Here is a 19,961-nt window from a genome sequence, read left to right as displayed (position 1 = left end):
TCTTGTGCTCCTGGCAGCTGGCTGCTTGGCCTCTGGCACCGCCCGAGCCCAGGACTACGACATGTTCCCGAGCAAGGCCGCTGCAGAACAGCGTGCCAAGGAGCTGAAGTGCAGCGGTGTCTTTGCGATGGGCAAAGACTGGATGCCCTGTCAGAACTTTGAGGCCTATCAAAAGGCGGTCTCCAAGGAGAAGTGACTCCATCACTCCGCTCTACTTCTTTGACCTTCGACCCACGCCGCCACCACCCGATGAACCAGCCCCACACCACCCGCCTGCTGCCCTACCAACGCTGGGCCCTGCTGGCTGCCCTGGCAGCGGCAGCCATCTCCCCACTTCTCACCACGGCACCGGCTGAGGCCCATATGAAGGGCATGTTCAAGACCAAGCAGGAAGCCGAAAAGCGTGCTGACGAGCTCAAGTGCAAGGGTGTTTTCCCTATGGGCTCCCTGTGGATGCCCTGCGCCAATGAACAGCAGTTGCACAAGGCGCTACAGAACGAATGAACCGACCACACCAGTTGCGACGGCTCCACCGCACCCTGGTGCCGATGGCCGCCTTACCACTCCTGGTGACGGCCCTGTCCGGTTCGCTCTATGGCGCTCTTTCGGCCCGGGACATTGAAGCCTTCTGGTTAATCAAGCTGCATACGGGCAACTTCGGGGTCATCAACCTTCAGCCCTATTACTCCACTGTCCTCGGCGTGCTCACCCTGTTCATTGCCGGCTCAGGGATTGGTTTGTTGTTGGGCAGTCGAAGTGGACGGAAGCCGGCACCACCGTCATCTTGATCAAGCGGCCCGGAAGCGACGCAGCAAGGAGGAATTCACGATCACCGAGAGCGAACTCAGGGCCATGGCCGCCCCGGCGATCATCGGATTGAGCCAACCAAAGGCGGCAATCGGGATGCCGATCATGTTGTAGAAGAACGCCCAGAACAGGTTCTGGCGGATTTTGCGCATGGTGGCCCGCGACAGGCCGATGGCGGTCACAACCAGCCGGACGTCGTTGCCCATCAAGATGATGTCGCCGGCCTCCTTGGCCACATCCGAACCGGAGCCGATGGCGATGCCGATGTTGGCGGTGGCCAGGGCCGGGGCGTCATTGACGCCATCACCCACCATGGCCACGTTCTGCCCATCCAACTGCAGGGACTTGATCGTTCCGGCCTTGTCAGCTGGCCGCACCTCGGCGATCACCTCGGTGATCCCCACCTGGGCGGCAATCGCTTCTGCGGTGGTGCGGTTGTCGCCGCTGAGCATGATCACCCGCACGCCACGGCGCAGCAGCAGGGCCACGGCCTGCTCGGCCTCGGGTCTGACCGTATCGGCAACGCCGATCACCCCAAGGATCTGATCGGCGCGCCCCAGCAGCATGGCCGTTTTACCCTGGGCCTCAAGCTGAGCAAGCAGCCCCTCCACAGGCTCGGGAAGCCGAGGCAGGAAGCGGCTCGCCAGGGAACGGTTGCCGAACCAGACGACGTCCCCGCCCACTTTGGCGGTGATGCCCTCACCCACCTGGGCCGCAAACTGCTCCTCCGGCAACAGCTCCAGATGGCGCTCTGCAACGGCCTCGGCAATCGCCGCCGCCAGGGGATGTTCTGAGCCATGCTCCAGGGAACCTGCGAGCTGAAGCACTTCCTGCTCCGAATGGCTTGCCAGGGGCTCCAGATCGGTGAGCACCGGCTTGCCCAAGGTGAGCGTGCCGGTCTTGTCGAAGACCACGGTGGTGAGCTTCTCGGCCCGCTCCAGCACCTCGCCGCTGCGGATCAGGATGCCCTGCTCGGCGCCCTTGCCCACCCCCACCATCAGGGCCGCGGGGGTGGCGATGCCCAAGGCACAGGGGCAGGAGATCACCAGCACGGCAATGAAGGCCAGCAGACCACTGCTGAACTGGCCCGCCAGGGTCCAGAGGGCGAAGGCCGCGAAGGCGATCAACACCACGGCCGGCACGAACCAGCCGGTTACCTGATCGGCCAGGCGTTGCACGCTGGCGGTGCTGGCCTGGGCCTCTTCCACGATCCGCACGATCTGGGCCAGCGCCGTGTCGGATCCCACCCGGCTGGCCTGGAAGCGCAACAGGCCCATTCCATTCAGAGTGCCGCCGATCAGTTCGGCGCCGGCCTGTTTGGCCACCGGGAGAGATTCACCGGTGAGCAAGGATTCGTCCACCGAGGAGATGCCATCCAGCACCACCCCATCGGCGGGGATCTTCTCGCCCGGCCGCACCAGCACCGTCTCGCCTGTGTCGATGGCATCGGCGGGCACGGTCATCTCCACCCCTTCGCGGATCACCGTGGCCGTGGCGGGCTGGAGGTCGAGCAGCTTCCTCACGGCGGCTGAGGAGCGTTTCTTGATGATCTCCTCCATGTACTTGCCCATCAGCACGAAGGCGATCACCACCGCCGAGACTTCGAAGTACACGTCCCGTTCACTGACGCCGACCGGCAGCCAGGTCGGCGCGAACACCACCACCACGCTGTAGAAGTAGGCGACGGAGGTGCCCAGGGCGATCAGCACGTCCATGTTGAGGGCGCGGCGCTTCAGGGCAGCCCAGGCGCCGGTATAGAACGACCAGCCACCGATGAACTGCACGGGGGTGGCAAGCACGAACAGCCACTTCCCCCAGCTCATCCAGGGCAGGAAGGACACAGGAGCCCAGGACACCAGACTCACCCCAGCGGCCAGGGCGATGAAGGCCCCGGCCCGCAACAGCGCCAGAGCCAGCACCCCGCCGATCACGAAGCCCACCCGCCGGAGCATCACGCGCAATTCGCGGTCCGGATTCTGGAAGGTCTGCAGGCAGGTCTGGCTGCAGAAGTAGTAGTCGCGGCCGCCGCGCTGGGTGGTGAGGGCTGTGGCCCTGGGAACCACCATGCCGCAGATGGGATCCTTGGCCATGCCTTTGCCGCCGCCAGTGGGCGGCGGGCCGTGGCTTCCGGGCTTCCCGTAGGAATGGGTAGGGTTCTGGGTGACTGTCGTCGTGTTCATCCTGGCTGCTCCTGATCGGTGGGGCTACTTAGAAAGGATCTACCCAGGTTTTCGCTCAAAGACGAAAAAGAGCGTCGTATTTGCTGTACTCAGGCTTGCGCAGGCCCTCCACCGCCAGCATCCGGCGCAGTTCGATGATTTCGGCGCGCTGGGCCACGATCACCCCCCTGGCGAAGCGGCGGATCGTGGGGTTGGTGCTCTTGGCCAGGGCGTCGTGGGCCATCATCAGCGCCCCGCCGTGGTGGTTGATCATCCCTTCGAGGAACCACACCACACGGTTGTCCCGGGTGGGAAGTGGGCCCATCATGCGCATGCCATCGATTTGGGCCTGGCTCATGCGGGTGAGGCCGCTGAGGCTGTTCGGATCACCGCCTTTCGCCAAGGCCACGGGATAGACGGGCGCCTGGGGATACCAGGCCTTGCGCCAGAGGCCCATGGCCCGGATCTCGTTGGCTTGATCGCGCCAGATCGTCTTGCCGAGGGCGCCCACACCAGGTTGGCCGATGTTGAAGACGAATTCACTCATCCGCAGGGCGCCGGTGTGGTGCTGCACCATCCCATCGATGAAGCGCAGGTCGTAGGTGGCACCGGCCGGGCCCACGTCGTGGGCGTGGGCGGCATGTGCTGGGGCGGATCCGGCCGGAGCAGACATCCCAGGCATGTTCATCATCCCTGGCATGCCGTGGTGCCCTTCGTGATTCATTCCACCGGGCATCTGGGCCAGGGCAGGCGCCGCAACGGTGAGGGCAGAGGCCAGACCGATCAAGGTGGCGGTGAAGCGGGATGGGCGCATGGAGACAGGGTCAGACCCACTCACCGTATGGTCTCCCCTTGACAGGAGAGTCAAGGGTTGGGTGCAACGCCATGACGGCAGGTAGCGCCGCGAACGCAGCGACTTGACTCTCCACTCAAGTGGAGTCTCTACGGTTGAGGCATCCCCGCATCAGAGGCCATGAACTTGTCACCCTTCCGCAGTCGTTCGCGGATCCTGAACCTGCTGCTTACAAGTTTACTTTTCACGCCTGGCTGGCAACCAATGGAAGCTTCGGTGCTCTCTCTAGGAAGAGCCAATACCACCTTGTCTGGACAAGAAGTTGAGAGCATAGTTAACGAAAGCCTGAGGCAAGGAATGCTTCAGGAGGAAGGTAGAGTTCGCGACAGCGTAGAGGAGGAGGTTGCGCGTTCATTTGGATCTACAATGAAATTGATTCAGTTCTTGTTGGGAGTTCTAGCCATTCTCCCGGTTCTCCTTGGTGTAGCAGTTTTCGTGCTTCGAAGCAGCATTATACGGCAGATAGTTGACGAAGCAACGCGCATTGCTAATGCTGAAGTCTCAAGCAGAATATCTGAAGTACTAGCAGACTTTCAAGATAGTCTGCAGCAAAAGGCTGATGCTGCACTAGCTGGTTTTCATGGTGACTTAGAGCAGAAGGCTGAATCCTATGACGCAGATCATAAGTCTTTAATTGAAAAGTATGATATTGGACTCAACTCCTTAATGGAGAAGGTGCGTGGTCAATTGCAGCCGACTATTAATTCGCAACTGCAAGCGGAAGATTCTTCATCTGTGCTTTGTGCTGATTCATCCTCCTCGGAGAGCATGCCTTACAACAGCGAGCATAAAAAAGCTTGGCTGTGCTCAAGACAGGGTGTTTGCGCCATGCGTGATATGAACTATGGAAGCGCAATAGCCGACTTCGATAATGCAATTAGATTAAATGCTAGCGAGTATGCATTCTACCTAATGAAAGCCAGCGCACTGTACGAAATGAGGCGCCATGAGGAGGCCCTTGCAGTTGCGGAAGATGCCCTGTGCGTGAACAGTCAGGCTGCTGTCATCTGGCAAATGAAGGCAATCTTGCTGATGCGGTTAGGAAGGTTCAAGGAAGCTCTTGTTGCATGTGAAAAGGCAACCGCGATTGATGATATGGATTTCAGGTCTTGGGATATGAAGGCATGGATCTACAATAATCTGGACATGCGAGTTGAAGCACGAAAAGCTGCAGAGAAGTCGAAAGAAATTGAGAATCTGTAAGTAGCTTTCTGCCTCTCATTCCCCTCTGTCAGGGCAGGAAAGCTGAAGTCCATCCATTTCGGATGGTTAAACCACAGTGTGACTGTTTGGCTGAGCAGGCTGATGCCACTGGTTCTTCAGTGTAGCCGGCACCCCATCGCCCGATGTTGGGGTGACCCCCGGCGATAATGTTCCGATCAATGATGGCACTTGTGGGAGCTGGCAGTGCCGAGCATGAAATGACCCGCTCATATTTCAGCACGATGAGCGACTCTCAGGCCTTTGCCGATCGCTGGCGCTAGCCGTACAACTCTCTAAAGCCGCATTCGGCCCTCCAGGGGTGTACCCACCTGGAGGGCGCTCAAGCAGCTGGCGCATGACCCCACTCTTATTCGGTCTGGACCAAAGAAGAGCAACTTGACAAAGACCCTGATCGGATGACGGCAGCGCACCGGACTCAGTTTCCGCTCAGCATCAGCAGACCCATCGCCACCATGGCCACGTTCTCCAGAACGCTGACAAGACCGAGCGGTGTTCGACTGTTGCCACCCACGCAGGCGCAGTTCAGATCGAGCTTGTCGATGTAGACCGCCTGGATCACCGATATCGCGCCTTCCAACCCCATCAACGTTGCCATCACTCCGATCGGAGGGATGGCCTGGCCAGCCAGGACGGCGAGCCCCACCAGCAGTTCCAGATAGGGATAAAGGCCGGCATAGGGTCGCCACCTCTGGCTGAGCCTGGCGTATTTCCGGAACGACGTTGCGAAGGCGGATGGATCCATCAGCTTGAGGCAGGCGAGCAGGGCCAGTGCCACGCCCATGAAGCCCTGAAGCCCGATGCCGAGCGCCAGGGCGATCAGGCCTGCGGTGGTGAACACAGCGATCACAGGCCGGTAGGTGCGTCCGCCAGGCTTGCGGGGTCTTACCCCCAGCCGCCGGGCCAGATCGGTGTAGCCACCGACCCGCTCGCCGGCAGCGAACAGCTGCGGCGTGGTGACCACGCCATGGGTCGCCTTGAAGCGCTCCACCTCGTCCTGGCTGGTGAGGAGATGGTCTTCAAAGGGAATCCCTTGCTGCTTCAGCAGGTCCTCGGCGAGTTGGCCGTAGGGGCAGAGATGATCCGGCGTGGCGATGCGATGCAGGCTGACGGGCTGCTTGAGCAAGGTCCTGGACATGGTCGATTTGGCAACAGACCTCACCGTATGGTCTCCAGTTCACTGGAGAGTCAAGGCCTGGATGATCCGGCTTGAAGGCCCGTCTGCAGACTGGTTTCGTCCGGTGGGCCGTGGCGGATGGCCCCGGTTGGGGAGCCTCAGATGTCCTCCCAGCAAACGCTCCACTTCATCTGAGCTGATCACTGCTTGAGGGTTGCCAGGTCCTGGTCGAGTCATGCTCAGAGTCTGAAAAGTGAGTCATAACGGCTGTACTCAGGCTTGCTCAGGCCCTCAAGCGCCAGCATCCGCCGCAGTTCGATGATTTCGGCGCGCTGGGCCACGATCACCCCCCTGGCGAAGCGGCGGATCGTGGGGTTGGTGCTCTTGGCCAGGCCGTCATGGGCCATCATCAGCGCCACGCCGTGGTGATCGAGCATCCCTTCGAGGATCCAGATAACGCGGTTGTTCCTGGTGGGGCCGGAGCGTCGTCCATCATGCGAATACCTCCGATCTGGGCCTGGCTCATGTGGGTGAGGCCGTTGAGCCTGTTGGGATCCCCATAGCTCGCCAGCGCCACCGGGTAGACGGGCGCCTGGGGATACCAGGCCTTGCGCCAGAGGCCCATGGCCCGGATCTCGTTGGCTTGATCGCGCCAGATCGTCTTGCCGAGGGCTCCCACACCAGGCTGGCCGATGCCGAAGACGAATTCGCTTATTCGCGGGGCGCCGTTGTGGTGCTGCACCTTGCCGGCGATGAAGCACAGGTCGTAGGTGGCGGCGGGGCCCACGTCATGGGCATCCCGTGGTAACTGCCGTGATCCATGCCGCCGGGCATCTGAGCCAGGGCAGGAGTCGCCACCCTGAGGGCAGAGGCGAGCCCGATCAAGGCGGTGGTGAAGCGGCATGGGCTCATGGCGGCAGGGTCAACCCACCGCCCCGCATGGACCCCTTGGCAGGAGAGTCATGGTCCAAGGCCGCAGCAAATCTGCGCCTACCGCAACCGGTCATCCCAGGCTTGACTCTCCACTTAAGTGGAGGCTCTACGGTTGAGACATCCACGCATCAGAGGCCATGAACTCGACACCCTTTCGCGAACATGCGCGGTTCCTGGGCCTGCTGGCGGGAGTCGGCGCTGTTGCTGCCGTTGTCTCAGCGGGCGGGTCGCTCCCGGCACGCGCCAACGCTCCAGCCCTGATGCCGGTCACCTCCTACCGATCTGCGAGCTGCGGCTGCTGCAAGGGCTGGGTGCAGCACATGCGCGCCAATGGCTTTGCCGTTCGCGATGTCGTGGTGGCGGATGTCGCCGTGATCAAGCGACGCCTGGGGGTCCCCGCCCGCCTGGCCTCCTGCCACACCGCCGAAGTCGCTGGTTTTGCCCTTGAGGGTCACGTCCCTGCTGTCGATGTGAAACGGCTGCTGCAGAAACGGCCTCCCGTGGCGGGCCTCGCCCTTCCGGGGATGCCCCTGGGTTCCCCAGGAATGGAATCGGCCTACGGCAAAGAGGCGTTCACGGTGATGGCCTTCACGCGGACCGGAGCCATCAGCAGCTTCTCCCAGCACGCCAAGTAAGGACCCAACCATGACCACTCCCCTTCGGCGACGGCAGGTGCTCGGCCTGGGGCTCGCCGGCCTCGGCACGGCCGTGGTCGGGCCGGTTCTTTGGGACCGGGTGCAGCGCTCCGCCGTCCGGGCCCAGCCGGCCGGTGCGGCGCGGCTGGCCTCCCGTGGCGGCGTCGCTGATCTGGAGCTAGTGGCCCAGGCCACGCGGGGGACCCTTCCCGGTAGCCCCCCCGAGCTGCTCACCTACAACGGCCGCTCCCCCGGTCCGCTGCTGGAGGTGAACGCCGGCGATCGGGTGCGCCTGCGCCTGCGCAATGAACTCAAGCAACCCACCAATCTCCACTTCCACGGGCTCCATATCCCCCCCACCGGCACGGCCGACAACGTCTTCCTGAGCGTGCCGCCCGGTGGCTCCTTCTCCTATGCGTTCACGCTCGCCAAGGACCACCCGGCCGGCCTCTTCTACGTCCACCCCCACCAGCACGGACTCTCGGCCGATGAGGTGTTCGGCGGCCTCAGAAGCGCCCTGGTGGTGCGCGGTGATCTCGACCGAATTCCTGAAGTGGCGGCCGCCAGCGAAACCGTGCTGGTGCTCAAGGATTTCGCCAGCGCTTCCGGCCAGGGCGAGGCTGGCCAGGGCATGGGGCGCATGCTCGGCCGGGAGGGCCCCCTGCTGACGGTGAATGGCGAGCTCAACCCTGACCTGTCGATCCCCAGCGGCGGCCTGCTGCGGCTGCGCCTGCTCAATGCCTCCAATGCCCGCATCTACCGCCTGGCCCTGGAGGGGCACTCACTGGTGCTGATAGCCACCGATGGCGGTGCCATCGCGACCCCGCAGGCCCTGGACGAACTGCTGCTGGCCCCCGGCGAGCGGGCCGATGTGCTGGTGCAGGGCAACCAGGCACCCGGCAGCTACCGGTTGCTCAACCTGCCCTATCAGCGCAGTGGTCACATGGGGATGGGCCAGGTGGCGGACGCTCCTCAAACCCTGGCCACCCTCAACTACGCCGGATCAGTGGCGACGCTGCCACTCCCCAAAACCCTGATTCCCGTGGCGGCCCTGCCGCAGCCGGAGCTCACGCGCCGCTTCTCCCTGGCCCATGCCATGGGGATGGGGATGGGGATGGGGATGGGCGGGATGCAACACGGCATGGGGGGCATGGGCGCCGGTGGCATGGGCGGGGGCGGCATGGGCTTCGTGATCAATGCCCAGCCCTTCGACCCCGACCGCATCGACACCCGTGTCGCCCTTGGAAGCACGGAAGACTGGCTGATCGTCAACGACGACGTGATGGATCACCCCTTCCACTTGCACGTCAATCCCTTCCAGGTGATCAGCCGCGCCGGCCGCCCCGAAGCCCAGCGCCGCTGGAAGGACACCGTGCTGGTGAAGGCGGGCGAGGAGGTGCGGATCCGGGTGACGTTCCGGGATTTTCCAGGGCGCACGGTGTATCACTGCCACAACCTTGACCACGAGGATCTGGGGATGATGGGGGTACTGCAGATTAAGTAGTTGATGGTCTGTCTCTGCTCAGGATGATCACGCCCAAGCCGCCAAAGACACATGACTCGAATTGATCCGTCAATGCCCCACGTCCTGACCCTTTTGCTGAGCTGTTGGTGGCTGGCAGCCCCAGTGATGGCGGCTGAATTGGAGGCGTGTCGTAACCTGCTGGATCAACGCAACGCTCTGGCCGAGCAGGCCATGAAGGCCGAAATCGCCCTGGTCCGAACCATCCGCGAACGAATCTGCCCGCTCCTCAGCAAGCAGGCCGATGGGGCCAATGCCAACGACCGCAACGAGCTGACCATCGACTACCAGGCCCTGATCGACTGCCGCCACAAAGCGGAAGAACACCTGCTGCGCAGCCAGCGGGTTCTCTACGTCAACCGCCAGCAGTTCAGGTTCTACACGGCAGCTGGAGCCAAGCTGGCCCGGCAAGCCGATGGGCTGGATCAGGAGTTGCCGGATCGGGAGTGTTCCCAGCTGCGTTGATCAACAGCCCGCAGCCCCACGGTGCCGCCCAGATCCTTGACCCTGAAGTGACTACAGGCTGTTTGCTGGGGTCTGGATGACAGGACCATGGCGGAACATTGCTGCAGCAGCGGAACCAGCGGGCAGACGGCCGGAGGCACCCCGGAGCTCCAGCCGCAGCCGGCAAGTGCCAGAGAAGCACTGTTTCGGATCAGCGCGATGGATTGCGCCACGGAGGAAGGCGAGATCCGCCATGCCCTCGCAGGTGTCGACGGCATCCGTGGCCTGAGGTTCCTGCTGGCCGAGCGCGTTCTGGCGATCGATGCCGAAGCGGCCGCGCTAAGCTCCGCCCTTGCTGCGATTCGCCGGCTGGGGTTCAACCCGGAGACGATCAGCCCCGATCACCGGCCGTCCGCCGCCCAGACCCGGGCCGAACGGCTCCGTGAACGGCTTCGCCTGGCGGGCTCCCTGGCGTTGGCGGTCACGGCGGAGCTGCTGCATCTGGTCGTTCCCCCCTTCCCTGGCCACGAGCTGCTGGAGATCGGAATCGCCATCGCCGCGATCGCCCTGGCGGGCTTCTCCGTGTTTCGCAAGGGCCTGGCCGCGTTGCGCCAGGGCCGTCTCAACATCAATGCGCTGATGAGCGTGGCGGTCACGGGCTCCTTCCTGATCGGCCGCTTCCCGGAAGCCGCCATGGTGATGGCGCTCTATGCCGTGGCCGAGGCGATTGAGGCGCGGGCGGTGGAGCGGGCCCGCCAGGCGATCACCAGCCTGATGGCCCTGGCCCCTGACGAGGCGGAGATCCGTCAGAGCGATGGCCGCTGGCAGCGCGTGTCCGCCAGCGCTGTGGCCATCGGCGATGTGGCGCGTGTCCGCCCGGGCGAGCGGCTGCCGCTCGATGGCACGGTGCTTTCTGGCGTGAGCGCGATCGATCAGGCCCCGATCACCGGCGAAAGCCTGCCGGTGGACAAAGGCCCGGGGGACGCGGTGTTCGCCGGCACGATCAACCAGGGCGGCGCCCTGGAAATCCAGGTGACGGCGCCCGCCTCACTCAGCACCCTGGCGCGGATCATCCAGGCCGTGGAGGAGGCCCAGGCTTCCCGCGCCCCGATCCAGCGCTTCGTCGATCGCTTCGCGGCCCATTACACCCCGGCGGTGTTCGTGGTCGCCCTGGCCGTTGCCCTGCTGGCGCCACCTCTTCTGGGATTCACTCCGCCCCAGGCGATCTACAAGGCCCTGGTGCTGCTGGTGATCGCCTGCCCCTGCGCCCTGGTGATCGCCACCCCGGTCACGGTGGTGAGCGGCCTGGCCACCGCCGCCCGTCGCGGCATCATCATCAAGGGCGGCCTCTACATCGAAGAGGCCCGCAAGATCAAGGTTCTGGCGCTCGACAAGACCGGCACGATCACCCTGGGCAAGCCCAAGCTGGTGGCGTTCTCTCCACAGCAAGAAGGCTCAGACGCTGACGCGCTCAAGCAGTGGGCCAGCAGCTTGGCGGGGCGCTCCGACCATCCGGTCTCGCAGGCGGTGGCCACAGGCCTTGATGGCGAGCGGCTGGCCGTGGAGGCCTTCGAGGCCCTGCCGGGGCGCGGTGTGCGCGGCGTGATCGCGGGACGGCGGCTGATGCTGGCCAACCACCGCTGGATCGATGAGCTGGGGCTCTGCTCCAGCACACTGGAGGCGTCGATGCAGGTCCATGAGCGCCAGGGCCGCTCCCTGAGCCTGCTCGCGGATGTCAGCGGCGTGCTCGCCCTGATCGCCGTCGCCGACACCGTGCGGCCCAGCTCCGCGGCCGCCATGGAGGCTCTGCGGGCCCTCGGCGTCACCCCGGTGATGCTCACGGGCGACAACGCAGCCACCGCCGAAGCAATTGCGGCCATAGCTGGCATCGAGCAGGTGAAGAGCAACATGCTGCCCCAGGACAAGCTCGAGGCGGTGGCCGATCTGCAGGCCCGCTATGGATTCACGGCCATGGCCGGCGATGGCATCAACGATGCACCGGCCCTGGCCCAGGCGGACATCGGCTTTGCGATGGGGGCCGCGGGCACCCATATCGCCATCGAAGCCGCCGACGTGGTGATCATGAATGACGATCTGATGCGCGTTCCGGAAACGATCGCTCTCTCTCGCCGCACCTTTCGAATCCTGCGCCAGAACATCGCGCTGGCGCTGGGAATCAAGGCCCTCTTTCTGGTACTCACCGTGGCCGGAAATGCCACGATGTGGATGGCGGTCTTCGCGGACATGGGCACCAGCCTGATCGTGATCGCCAATGGCCTTCGTCTGATCCGCATGCCCAATGTCCTTGCTCTTCGCGGCTAAGCAGCCCTGCATCTCCCCAGGCTTGACTCTCCCCTCTAGTGGAGGGTGTATGGTGATGTTGTCTTACGATGACTGTGTGATGAAAATCACTCCTCTGGCTTTATTGCTTTTGACTGGGATTGCCTTTGGCTCCATGGTCGCTCCTGCCCAGGCGAACGAATCATCCACGCCAACCAGTACCGAGCGGAATCGAGATTCCAATGCAGTTCTCGCGGCGGTCCCACAACAACCGGTAGGTGGCACACCTTCCACGGGTGGATGTTGCTGCTGCAAGTAATCCAATCCCGTCATGAAATGACATCGCCAGGCTTGTAAGTTCTGCCAGTCTTCTGATCAACCACTGCGAGTTTTTCAGACGACTGGCTTTCTGCTTTCAGTACAGCGATTCAGCTCGACGAGAATACCGCAGATCTCCCCCTGATCCGGCTGCTGGCAGAGCCCTCTGAGCTGCCGCAGCTGATCCTGGAGTTTGTGCAATTCATCCACGCGGGCATCGACCTCAGCGATCTTCTCGTCCAGCAGGGCATTCACCGTCAGGCAGCTTCCGGACGGTGTGTCGAGGGCCCCTATCAAGATGCGGACCTCGTCAAGGCTCATGTCAATGCTGCGGCAGAAGCGGATGAAGCGCAATCGCTCCGCATGCCGCGGCGAATAGAGGCGGTAGTTTCCCTTCGTGCGCTGCGGCAGCGGCAGCAAGTGCTCGCGTTCGTAATAGCGGATGGTTTCGACCTTCAATCCTGTAGACCGTGCCAGCTCGCCGATCTGCATGGATTGATCGCCTTTGGTTGACAAGTCGATCCCTCAAACTTTCACGGCGCAAGCCTAGGCCCTTGACCCTGTAGCTACTTCAGACTTTTTAATGGTCCCATCTTCAGCCTCCTCCCAACCTGTGAACAGCGAGTCGTTAGCCGAATCACTCTCCAGCCGACGGGCTGGCCAGGAACCAGGTCGGCCCTGGATCCGGCTCAGCATGGCTGTGCTCGCCACGATCGGCCTGGTCGATACGGGCTCGATCACCGCCAAACGCTGGGGATGGATCGGCAGCCTGTCCTGTCCTGGCGGTAGCGATGGATGCGACAAAGTGCTCGGCAGCGCCTGGGGCACCCTGCTTGGCCAGCCGCTGTCTCTGTTTGGATTCCTGGCCTACGGCACGGTGCTCGTTCTGGCTCTGATCCCGCTGCTGCGAGGAGGTCGGCGGGCCCCTGCCTCCGAGGGCAACTGGTGGGCTCTGTTCCTCGTCAGCTGCGGCATGGCCGTCTTCAGCTTGGTGCTGATGGGCCTCATGATCTTCGAGATCCAGGCCTTCTGCACCTTCTGTGTGGTGTCAGCCGCTCTCAGCCTTGCGCTGTTCCTGTTGAGCCTTGTGGGAAGTCGCTGGATCGACCTTGGCCAGCTGATCTTTCGCGGAGTGATGACGGCCTTGCTCGTCGGTCTAGTGGGGCTGGGCTGGGCGGCCTCGGCGGACCAGCCTGTCGCTCCAAGCGGACGGGTAGCTCCAGCTGTCGTCAGCGCCAGTACCCCGGCCAAGATAGCCCTGGCAGAGCACCTGACCAGCAGTGGTGCCCGGGTGTTCACCGCGTACTGGTGCCCCCACTGCCATGACCAGAAGGAAGCCTTCGGGAAAGAGGCCGCCGCCAAGCTCCAGGTGATCGAATGCGCTGAAGACGGTGCCAACACCCAGGCGCAGCTGTGCAAGCAGCAGGGGGTTCAGGGCTACCCCAGCTGGCAAATCAAGGGCGTTATGGATTCGGGCGTCAAGCCGCTGAACACCCTCGCCGATCTCAGTGGCTACACGGGTCCTCGCGACTTCTGAGCAGGCAATCACCCTGCCAGGCCAGCCATTCCCCGATAAGGGACCAACGCCACCATCGCCCTAACCTCCAGCTCCGCTGGCATCGCTTCATGCCTGATGCACCGCTCGGCACCGCCGCCCGCATCGACACGGAGGCCGTGGAGGTGCCTGCCGGCCTGGGCACGCTGCGCACGTTCCTACGGGTGCTCGGACCCGGGTACCTGGTGGCCGTCGGCTACATGGATCCGGGCAACTGGGCCACCGATCTGGCGGCCGGTTCCCAGTTCGGCTATCGCCTGCTGTGGGTGATCGGACTCTCCAGCCTGATGGCGATGGTGCTCCAGTCGCTCTGCTGCCGGCTGGGCATCGCCACGCGGCTGGATCTGGCCCAGGCCTGCAGCCAGCTCCTGCCGCGGTTTTGCCGGATTCCCCTTTGGCTGCTGGCCGAGGTGGCGATCATTGCCTGTGACCTGGCCGAGCTGGTGGGCAGCGCCATTGCCCTTCAACTCCTGTTCGGTCTTCCCTTGCTCTGGGGGGTGGGGCTGACCGCCGCCGACACCCTGCTGCTGCTGGCCCTGCAGCGCTTTGGAATCCGGCGCCTCGAGGCGCTGGTGATCGCCCTGGTCGCCCTGGTGGGCGGCTGCTTCGCGGTGGAGATGCTGCTTCTCCAACCCGACTGGGGCCAGGTGGGCCAGGGCTTCATCCCCCAGGCCGCCAGCCTCAGGGACGGTCAGCAGCTGTTTCTGGCCGCCGGGATTCTGGGGGCCACGGTGATGCCCCACAACCTTTACCTGCATTCCTCGCTGGTGCAAACCCGCCTCTGGGCCGGTGGCCAGGGGACGCAGCGCAGGGCCCTGTCTTTCAGCACCTGGGACACGCTGATTGCCCTCAGCCTGGCCTTTCTGATCAATGTCTCGATCCTGGTGCTGGCCGCCGGCAGCTTCTACGGACGGCTGCCGCAGCCGGTCACGGACCTGAGCGAGGCCTACCGGCTGCTGACGCCGATGCTGGGCACCTCGCTGGCCAGCGTGCTGTTCGGCGTGGCCCTGCTGGCGGCGGGCCAGAGCTCGACGCTCACCGCCACCATGGCCGGCCAGATCGTGATGGAGGGGTTCCTGCAGATCCGTCTTCCGGACTGGAAGCGGCGGCTGCTCACCCGCGCTCTCGCCCTGATCCCGGCGATGGCCACGGTGATCCTGTTCGGGGAACGGGCCACCACGAATCTGCTGGTGCTGAGCCAGGTGGTGCTGTCGCTGCAGTTGCCCTTCGCCGTGATCCCTCTGGTGTGGTTCTGCGGACGGCGCGGTCTGATGGGCGAGCTCAGAACGCCGCTCTGGCTTCAGGCGGCGGGCTGGCTGTGCGCCAGTGTGATTGTGATGATCAACCTCTCGTTGCTCAGCAGCGTGCTGCGGGGCGGCTGAACTGTTGACAGCAGACTCTGTGTGGACCCATGACGAGCAAAAACCACTGGGAGACGATCTACGCCACCAAGGCCCCTGAGTCGTTGAGCTGGTATCAAGCCCATGCCGATGACTCACTCCGGCTGCTTCAGGCAGCCGGCCTGTCACTGGATGCGGCGATCATCGATGTGGGCGGTGGTGCCTCCATGCTCGTGGATGACCTCCTGAACCTTGGCTATCTACGGATCACGGTTCTGGACCTTTCAGGTACGGCACTAGCGGTGAGCCGAGAGCGACTTGGCGCTCATGCGGCTGTGGTGCAGTGGCTGGAGGCCGACATCCTTACGGCCACCCTGCCCGCCCATGCCTATGACGTCTGGCATGACCGGGCGGTGTTTCATTTCCTCACCAGCCCCGCCGATCAGCAGGCCTATGTACGGGCCGTGCTGCAGGCGCTCAAGCCTGGTGGCACTCTTCTCCTGGCAACCTTTGCACAAGATGGCCCCACCACATGCAGTGGCTTGCCTGTGGTGCGGTACAGCCCTGAGAGGCTGCAGGAAACCTTGGGGACTGCATTTTTGTTGCTCGGCCATGTGCAGTTCAGCCATCGCACACCAGGCGGCGCGGAGCAACACTTTCTGTCCTGTCGGTTCCAGCGGACTTCCCCATAGTTTCGTAATGGAGCCCGTCCGGTTGCGGTGGTGATCCTGATGACCTCCCAGACGCGAGAACAGCGCCGCGGCTGGTGGGTGGGGCCTGCTGGCCGCCGGCCTGTCCACTCCAGGGGCTGGTTCGATTGTGTTGCATCGCCACAGGTATCGCTCGCAGTCCTCCACATCGCCAATAGTGCTAAGACCGCATCCGCTTCGTTTCTCACACTGGTGTTTATCTTTGGGCATTATGTACTTGACAAACACGCCTTAAACGCCTAGCTTTGCAGGTAGGAGAAAAACCATGTCCTTTCTTTCCGCCCCTTATTTCCACGACGAAGCGGCTGCCTTTGCAGAGCTTGAGCGCATTCTATGGCCAGATGGCCCTGTCTGCCCTCGCTGCAATGGCAAGGAACGAATTACGTCCGTTAAGGGTGGAAGGAAGGGCCTTCGGCGCTGTGGGCCTTGCAAGCGTCAGTTCACGGTGAAGGTGGGTACGCTGCTTGAAAGCAGCCATGTCCCCCTAAATCTCTGGGTTCAAGCAATCTATTTAATGTGCTGCAGCAAGAAGGGAATCAGCAGCCATCAACTCATGCGAGTACTTGGAGTTCAGTACAAAACAGCGTGGTTCATGACCCACCGCATTCGGGAAGCAATGAAAGGTGGTGCCCTGCCTCCCATTGGCGGAAATGGGGCTGTTGTGGAAATAGACGAAACTTTTATTGGTCGCAAGCCAGGGCATAAGCCAAAGCGTGGATACTCTCACAAGAATGCAGTGCTAACCCTTGTTCAGCGCGGTGGGTCCGCTCGCTCCTTCCACGTTGAGGGGACCAAGGCGGCGGACCTGCTACCCATCATCCAAGCGAACGTGCACCCGAGCACTGAGGTCATGACCGACGAAGCCGGACAGTACAAGGGCCATGGCAAGCACTTTGCCAGCCATGGTTACGTTAGTCACAGTCAGTTCGAGTGGGGCCGTGGCAAGGTGCACACCAACACCGTCGAAGGCTTCTACAGTGTGTTCAAGCGGGGCATGAAAGGCGTCTATCAGCACTGCGCCGAGAAGCATTTGCATCGGTATGTTGCAGAATTTGACTTTAGATACAATCAACGCGCTAAGTTTGGCATAACAGAACAAGACAGGACCCAAACAGCGTTACGCGGCATGGCTGGCAAGCGCCTAACATATAAATCAGTTGACAGGAGCAAGTCTTGAAATGCAACGCGAAGGTACCTTCACCCTAAGCATTTGGGGCCTCGAAGGTGACAACATGAATGTGCGAGCTGATGTTATGTGTAAAAAGCTGCCCGCTCTGCATAGTGCACTAGAACAGTCTGACCATTATGTAAATGGGAAAAAGAATTATGAATACATGTATTCCGCCAAGGATGATGGCAAGACCGCTGTAGTGGCTTTTAGGGAAAGGCTGCTCAAGAGGGCAGGGAGAGGCGACCCAACCCCTAAGTCTTCTACAACTGCTCTTGGTGAAACAATGGAGCGGATTAGGAAGGGCGACAGAGGAATTGCGCAGCTACCCGCCACTCTTGTAAACCAGATAAAAAAACTGTCTGATGACGCAGAGGTCAAATTTTCTCATGCTGAGGGGGCTTACTCTGTAGACAGGATCATTCGCATTGACACTTTTTTAGGTAGTCAGGCAGAAAGGCTATTGCGTCAGCTTAACGACAATCACTCCAGCAGTGTGGATAAGTTCTTTTCTGGAGCGGCATTTGCCGAGCTTACCGGAAGCCTTGTAGTCGTAGACGGACGAGGCAATCTTTTAAAAGGTAAACTGACTCTGGATCACAGTGGCAAGGAAATTGACTGCGAGATAAAGAAAGAACAGCAAGAAGAGGTACTGAAATACTTTAATACGAAAGTCCGCACACGCGGGATTTGCATTTACACAAAAGATAGTCCTGTCCCGGCCAGATTTGAGTTAATTGGCTTACGCGAAGCGCCTATGACAGGGGATCTAATTAGGTGGCGAGGCACGCTCAACAAGGAGCGGCCAGATAGCTGGGATCTGAATGACTGAATATCTGTTCTGGGATTCTTGTGTATTTATAGCCTTTCTAAAAGACCAGCGCAGCTTCTACGATGTTGTAAGCATAGAGCGTTATCTCAAAGACGCGCAGGAAAGGAGGGTTGTGATATTTGCATCTTCTTTGGTATTTGCTGAGATCCTTCCAAGTTTTACTGCAGGAGACGCCCGTCCGTACCATGGAGATGTCGAAGCGTTTATGGACGACTTCAGTGGATGTATAAGGCTTATCGATCCAGACCCTAACATCATGAGAATTGCCGGAAGGCTTAGGGACCTGCCATATAAGAAAGGACGCTCAGAGGATAGAAGGTTGAGCACGGCTGACGCGGTTATGCTGGCGTCGGCACTTGTATTGGTGGAATACTATAATCAGGATTTAACATATTTCCATACTTACGATAAAGGGGGCAAGCGCGATGAAGAGGGCGGGAGAGCAATCCCACTCATAGGTTATGAAGAATGGTGCGAGGGATTTGACGAAATCGGTTATGATCGAACTCACTACGCATACAGGGCAATTGCCCTGAACAGATGCGAGCCAAGCCATCCAACACCTCAGATAGAACTTGACTTACGATCACCCCAGTAAGAACCCACAGCAATTGTCTCGTTTTAAGGACGCAGCCAAGTCCTTGGACATTGACATAACCGAGGAAGAGTTTAGAGCAGTGCTCTCGAAATTTGGGGATCGTGACGCGCAAGCTCAAAAGCCAAACGAAACTGATTTAAGCAAAGAAGATACCCAGTAAGGCTGACGTGGTCTGCCTTTTATTAGCTGTGTTTGTCAAGTACATAATGCCCTTATCTTTAGCCCTAAGACCGAGCCCAGCTTCTGAGTATTGCCGACATAGAACCTGAGGCTTCCCGGTAATGAGTTTTACAGATTCCCTCTTGAGTCCGCTGATTTCCTTGCATCCGATGGCGTCCGATCATGTCGCACGATAGTGCCCACCAGTTGACATTGGCCAGGCCACGATGCTGGTAGTTTCAGGCGTAACAAAAACCCTCAAAGTCCCTGACGATGACCATGGCGGTGATGAACATCACTGACGTGGGCGTGCTCGTGCTCAATCGGTGCGTGCTGATGCTCATGGGCATGCCAATAGGCCTGCGGGGGGTCGCTTGAGAGCTGCTCATCCCCGGGGTGGTCGTGGTTGTGGTGGGGGTCGCCGCCGGTCGGATCGTGCCTGTGACGATGCGCATGGTGGAACGCGTCATGGCGATGCCAGTGGGCATGGTCTTCCTTGAGCAGAACGGCAACGCCGAGCAGCATCAGGGCTGAGGCCATGGCCATACCGCCGGTGAAGGCTTCCCGCAGCACCACTACGGAGAACAGAACGCCCACGAACGGCGCCGTTGAAAACACCACGGATTCGCGCGCCGCACCCAAGTGGCGAAGAGCGAGCAAATCCAGCCAGATCGAGAGGCCATACCCAACGGCGCCAATCGACAGCAACGCCAGCAGAACGGGCCAGGTTGGAAGAGTCTGGCCGGCACCGAGAGCCAGGATCAGCATCGGAACCGAGGCCCCGATCGCCTTCAGCAGCGCGATCTGAATTGGATTGCGCAAACTGAGTCGTTGGCTGAGGTTGTTGTCGATTCCCCAGGCCAGGCAGGCGCCACCGATCAACAGCGTGCCCAGCAGGCTGGCCCCGCTCAAGGAGCCTTCCGTGAGCAGAACGGCACCGGCAAGGATCAGCACGGCCGCGAGCAGCCCCTTGCGGCTGAGGTGTTCACGGCCGATCAGCACCGCGATCAGCAACGTGAACACCGCTTCCAGGTTCAGCAGCAGCGAGGCTGAGCCCGCCGAGAGCAGGGTGAGCCCCTGTACCAGGCAAATGGGACCGACCATCCCACCCAGAACGGTGAGCCCCAGGAGCGGTGGAAGGTCACGGCGCTGAACCGGTGACTCCTCCTGCTGATGGCCAATGATCCCCCGCACCATCAGCAGCGCGAAGGCAGCTCCGGCGTAGAGCAGCGCCGCGATCATCAGCGGCGAACCTTCTTGGCTGACGAGGCTGATCAAGGGCGCGCTGAGGCCGAAGAAGACCGCGGCCA

General features: G+C 61.6%; 21 protein-coding genes. 14 read left to right on the top strand and 7 right to left on the bottom strand.

What is annotated here, in order from left to right:
• Positions 1–25 precede the first annotated feature (25 nt).
• From CYAGR_RS15945 to CYAGR_RS17475, 3 genes are read left to right on the top strand one after another with little or no spacing between them, the layout of a single operon-like run.
• Positions 26–196 carry a DUF3721 domain-containing protein gene (locus tag CYAGR_RS15945; protein WP_245552556.1) on the top strand — a complete coding sequence of 57 codons (171 nt, stop codon included), beginning with the start codon at positions 26–28 and terminating at the stop codon, positions 194–196.
• A gap of 53 nt (positions 197–249) precedes the next feature.
• Complete coding sequence (locus CYAGR_RS15940) at positions 250–504, top strand: DUF3721 domain-containing protein (RefSeq protein ID WP_015110884.1); 255 nt, start codon at positions 250–252, stop codon at positions 502–504.
• Between the two features lie 14 nt (positions 505–518).
• Positions 519–788, top strand: coding sequence for a hypothetical protein (locus CYAGR_RS17475; RefSeq protein ID WP_342662067.1), 270 nt, complete (start codon positions 519–521; stop codon positions 786–788).
• Here the strand turns inward: CYAGR_RS17475 and CYAGR_RS15935 are convergent, their stop codons facing one another.
• Both CYAGR_RS15935 and CYAGR_RS15930 read right to left on the bottom strand, forming a co-directional pair.
• A complete protein-coding gene (locus tag CYAGR_RS15935) occupies positions 789–2,897 on the bottom strand; it encodes a heavy metal translocating P-type ATPase (protein WP_216593355.1) in 2,109 nt (702 codons plus the stop codon).
• 145 nt (positions 2,898–3,042) lie between these two features.
• A complete protein-coding gene (locus tag CYAGR_RS15930; protein ID WP_015110881.1) occupies positions 3,043–3,780 on the bottom strand; it encodes a DUF305 domain-containing protein in 738 nt (245 codons plus the stop codon).
• A 159-nt stretch (positions 3,781–3,939) separates the two neighbouring features.
• Between CYAGR_RS15930 and CYAGR_RS18640 the strand changes: the two genes are divergently transcribed.
• Complete coding sequence (locus CYAGR_RS18640; protein ID WP_015110880.1) at positions 3,940–5,022, top strand: tetratricopeptide repeat protein; 1,083 nt, start codon at positions 3,940–3,942, stop codon at positions 5,020–5,022.
• Between the two features lie 436 nt (positions 5,023–5,458).
• On the opposite strand, the gene CYAGR_RS15925 is transcribed toward CYAGR_RS18640, so the two are convergent.
• The 3 genes from CYAGR_RS15925 to CYAGR_RS19520 all read right to left on the bottom strand — a co-directional run bounded on the left by CYAGR_RS15925 (position 5,459) and on the right by CYAGR_RS19520 (position 6,944).
• A complete protein-coding gene (locus CYAGR_RS15925; protein WP_015110879.1) occupies positions 5,459–6,178 on the bottom strand; it encodes a MauE/DoxX family redox-associated membrane protein in 720 nt (239 codons plus the stop codon).
• A 218-nt stretch (positions 6,179–6,396) separates the two neighbouring features.
• Entirely contained in the window at positions 6,397–6,594 is a 198-nt protein-coding gene (locus CYAGR_RS19525; RefSeq protein ID WP_051017159.1) for a DUF305 domain-containing protein, read from the bottom strand.
• Positions 6,567–6,944: a DUF305 domain-containing protein gene (locus CYAGR_RS19520; protein ID WP_051017158.1), complete on the bottom strand. Its 378-nt coding sequence runs from the start codon at positions 6,942–6,944 to the stop codon at positions 6,567–6,569. The genes CYAGR_RS19525 and CYAGR_RS19520 overlap by 28 nt, the downstream gene beginning before the upstream one ends.
• A gap of 406 nt (positions 6,945–7,350) precedes the next feature.
• On the opposite strand from CYAGR_RS19520, the gene CYAGR_RS15915 reads away from it, so the two are divergent.
• The 4 genes from CYAGR_RS15915 to CYAGR_RS15900 all read left to right on the top strand — a co-directional run bounded on the left by CYAGR_RS15915 (position 7,351) and on the right by CYAGR_RS15900 (position 12,013).
• Entirely contained in the window at positions 7,351–7,725 is a 375-nt protein-coding gene (locus CYAGR_RS15915; RefSeq protein WP_015110878.1) for a DUF411 domain-containing protein, read from the top strand.
• Positions 7,726–7,735: 10 nt separating this feature from the next.
• Entirely contained in the window at positions 7,736–9,229 is a 1,494-nt protein-coding gene (locus tag CYAGR_RS15910) for a multicopper oxidase family protein (RefSeq protein ID WP_015110877.1), read from the top strand.
• A 126-nt stretch (positions 9,230–9,355) separates the two neighbouring features.
• Positions 9,356–9,712 carry a hypothetical protein gene (locus CYAGR_RS15905; protein WP_015110876.1) on the top strand — a complete coding sequence of 119 codons (357 nt, stop codon included), beginning with the start codon at positions 9,356–9,358 and terminating at the stop codon, positions 9,710–9,712.
• A 198-nt stretch (positions 9,713–9,910) separates the two neighbouring features.
• Positions 9,911–12,013 (top strand): heavy metal translocating P-type ATPase, encoded by a 2,103-nt coding sequence (locus CYAGR_RS15900; RefSeq protein WP_015110875.1) that lies wholly within the window; start codon positions 9,911–9,913, stop codon positions 12,011–12,013.
• Positions 12,014–12,364: 351 nt separating this feature from the next.
• On the opposite strand, the gene cadR is transcribed toward CYAGR_RS15900, so the two are convergent.
• A complete protein-coding gene (gene cadR / locus CYAGR_RS15895) occupies positions 12,365–12,781 on the bottom strand; it encodes a Cd(II)/Pb(II)-responsive transcriptional regulator (RefSeq protein WP_015110874.1) in 417 nt (138 codons plus the stop codon).
• Between the two features lie 121 nt (positions 12,782–12,902).
• Here cadR and CYAGR_RS15890 point away from each other — a divergent pair, with 121 nt between their 5' ends.
• From CYAGR_RS15890 to CYAGR_RS18630, 6 genes are all read left to right on the top strand, one after another.
• Complete coding sequence (locus CYAGR_RS15890) at positions 12,903–13,826, top strand: vitamin K epoxide reductase family protein (RefSeq protein ID WP_015110873.1); 924 nt, start codon at positions 12,903–12,905, stop codon at positions 13,824–13,826.
• Between the two features lie 89 nt (positions 13,827–13,915).
• Complete coding sequence (locus CYAGR_RS15885) at positions 13,916–15,226, top strand: Nramp family divalent metal transporter (RefSeq protein WP_015110872.1); 1,311 nt, start codon at positions 13,916–13,918, stop codon at positions 15,224–15,226.
• A gap of 29 nt (positions 15,227–15,255) precedes the next feature.
• The gene (locus CYAGR_RS15880) at positions 15,256–15,876 is read left to right on the top strand and encodes a class I SAM-dependent methyltransferase (RefSeq protein ID WP_015110871.1); all 621 of its coding nucleotides are present in this window, start codon (positions 15,256–15,258) and stop codon (positions 15,874–15,876) included.
• Between the two features lie 283 nt (positions 15,877–16,159).
• Entirely contained in the window at positions 16,160–17,071 is a 912-nt protein-coding gene (locus CYAGR_RS17465; protein WP_015110870.1) for an IS1595 family transposase, read from the top strand.
• A 1-nt stretch (position 17,072) separates the two neighbouring features.
• Entirely contained in the window at positions 17,073–17,894 is an 822-nt protein-coding gene (locus CYAGR_RS18635; protein ID WP_015110869.1) for a hypothetical protein, read from the top strand.
• Positions 17,887–18,492 (top strand): type II toxin-antitoxin system VapC family toxin, encoded by a 606-nt coding sequence (locus CYAGR_RS18630; protein ID WP_015110868.1) that lies wholly within the window; start codon positions 17,887–17,889, stop codon positions 18,490–18,492. Before CYAGR_RS18635 ends, CYAGR_RS18630 begins: the two co-directional genes overlap by 8 nt.
• A gap of 417 nt (positions 18,493–18,909) precedes the next feature.
• On the opposite strand, the gene CYAGR_RS15875 is transcribed toward CYAGR_RS18630, so the two are convergent.
• On the bottom strand, positions 18,910–19,929 hold the full coding sequence (locus tag CYAGR_RS15875; protein ID WP_245552554.1) for a DMT family transporter: 1,020 nt from the start codon (positions 19,927–19,929) through the stop codon (positions 18,910–18,912).
• Between the last annotated feature and the right edge of the window lie 32 nt (positions 19,930–19,961).

The organism is Cyanobium gracile PCC 6307 (assembly GCF_000316515.1).
GTDB classification, from domain to species: domain Bacteria; phylum Cyanobacteriota; class Cyanobacteriia; order PCC-6307; family Cyanobiaceae; genus Cyanobium; species Cyanobium gracile.
This window is presented reverse-complemented; position numbering and strand designations above follow the sequence as displayed.

Coding starts and splice junctions, on each gene's coding strand:
- CYAGR_RS15940 (WP_015110884.1), top strand. CDS start 250: ATGAACCAGCCCCACACCACCCGCCTGCTGCCCTACCAACGCTGGGCC.
- CYAGR_RS15935 (WP_216593355.1), bottom strand. CDS start 2,897: ATGGCCAAGGATCCCATCTGCGGCATGGTGGTTCCCAGGGCCACAGCC.
- CYAGR_RS15930 (WP_015110881.1), bottom strand. CDS start 3,780: ATGCGCCCATCCCGCTTCACCGCCACCTTGATCGGTCTGGCCTCTGCC.
- CYAGR_RS18640 (WP_015110880.1), top strand. CDS start 3,940: ATGAACTTGTCACCCTTCCGCAGTCGTTCGCGGATCCTGAACCTGCTG.
- CYAGR_RS15925 (WP_015110879.1), bottom strand. CDS start 6,178: ATGTCCAGGACCTTGCTCAAGCAGCCCGTCAGCCTGCATCGCATCGCC.
- CYAGR_RS19525 (WP_051017159.1), bottom strand. CDS start 6,594: ATGCTCGATCACCACGGCGTGGCGCTGATGATGGCCCATGACGGCCTG.
- CYAGR_RS15915 (WP_015110878.1), top strand. CDS start 7,351: ATGCCGGTCACCTCCTACCGATCTGCGAGCTGCGGCTGCTGCAAGGGC.
- CYAGR_RS15910 (WP_015110877.1), top strand. CDS start 7,736: ATGACCACTCCCCTTCGGCGACGGCAGGTGCTCGGCCTGGGGCTCGCC.
- CYAGR_RS15905 (WP_015110876.1), top strand. CDS start 9,356: ATGGCGGCTGAATTGGAGGCGTGTCGTAACCTGCTGGATCAACGCAAC.
- CYAGR_RS15900 (WP_015110875.1), top strand. CDS start 9,911: ATGGATTGCGCCACGGAGGAAGGCGAGATCCGCCATGCCCTCGCAGGT.
- cadR (WP_015110874.1), bottom strand. CDS start 12,781: ATGCAGATCGGCGAGCTGGCACGGTCTACAGGATTGAAGGTCGAAACC.
- CYAGR_RS15885 (WP_015110872.1), top strand. CDS start 13,916: ATGCCTGATGCACCGCTCGGCACCGCCGCCCGCATCGACACGGAGGCC.
- CYAGR_RS15880 (WP_015110871.1), top strand. CDS start 15,256: ATGACGAGCAAAAACCACTGGGAGACGATCTACGCCACCAAGGCCCCT.
- CYAGR_RS17465 (WP_015110870.1), top strand. CDS start 16,160: ATGTCCTTTCTTTCCGCCCCTTATTTCCACGACGAAGCGGCTGCCTTT.
- CYAGR_RS18635 (WP_015110869.1), top strand. CDS start 17,073: ATGCAACGCGAAGGTACCTTCACCCTAAGCATTTGGGGCCTCGAAGGT.
- CYAGR_RS18630 (WP_015110868.1), top strand. CDS start 17,887: ATGACTGAATATCTGTTCTGGGATTCTTGTGTATTTATAGCCTTTCTA.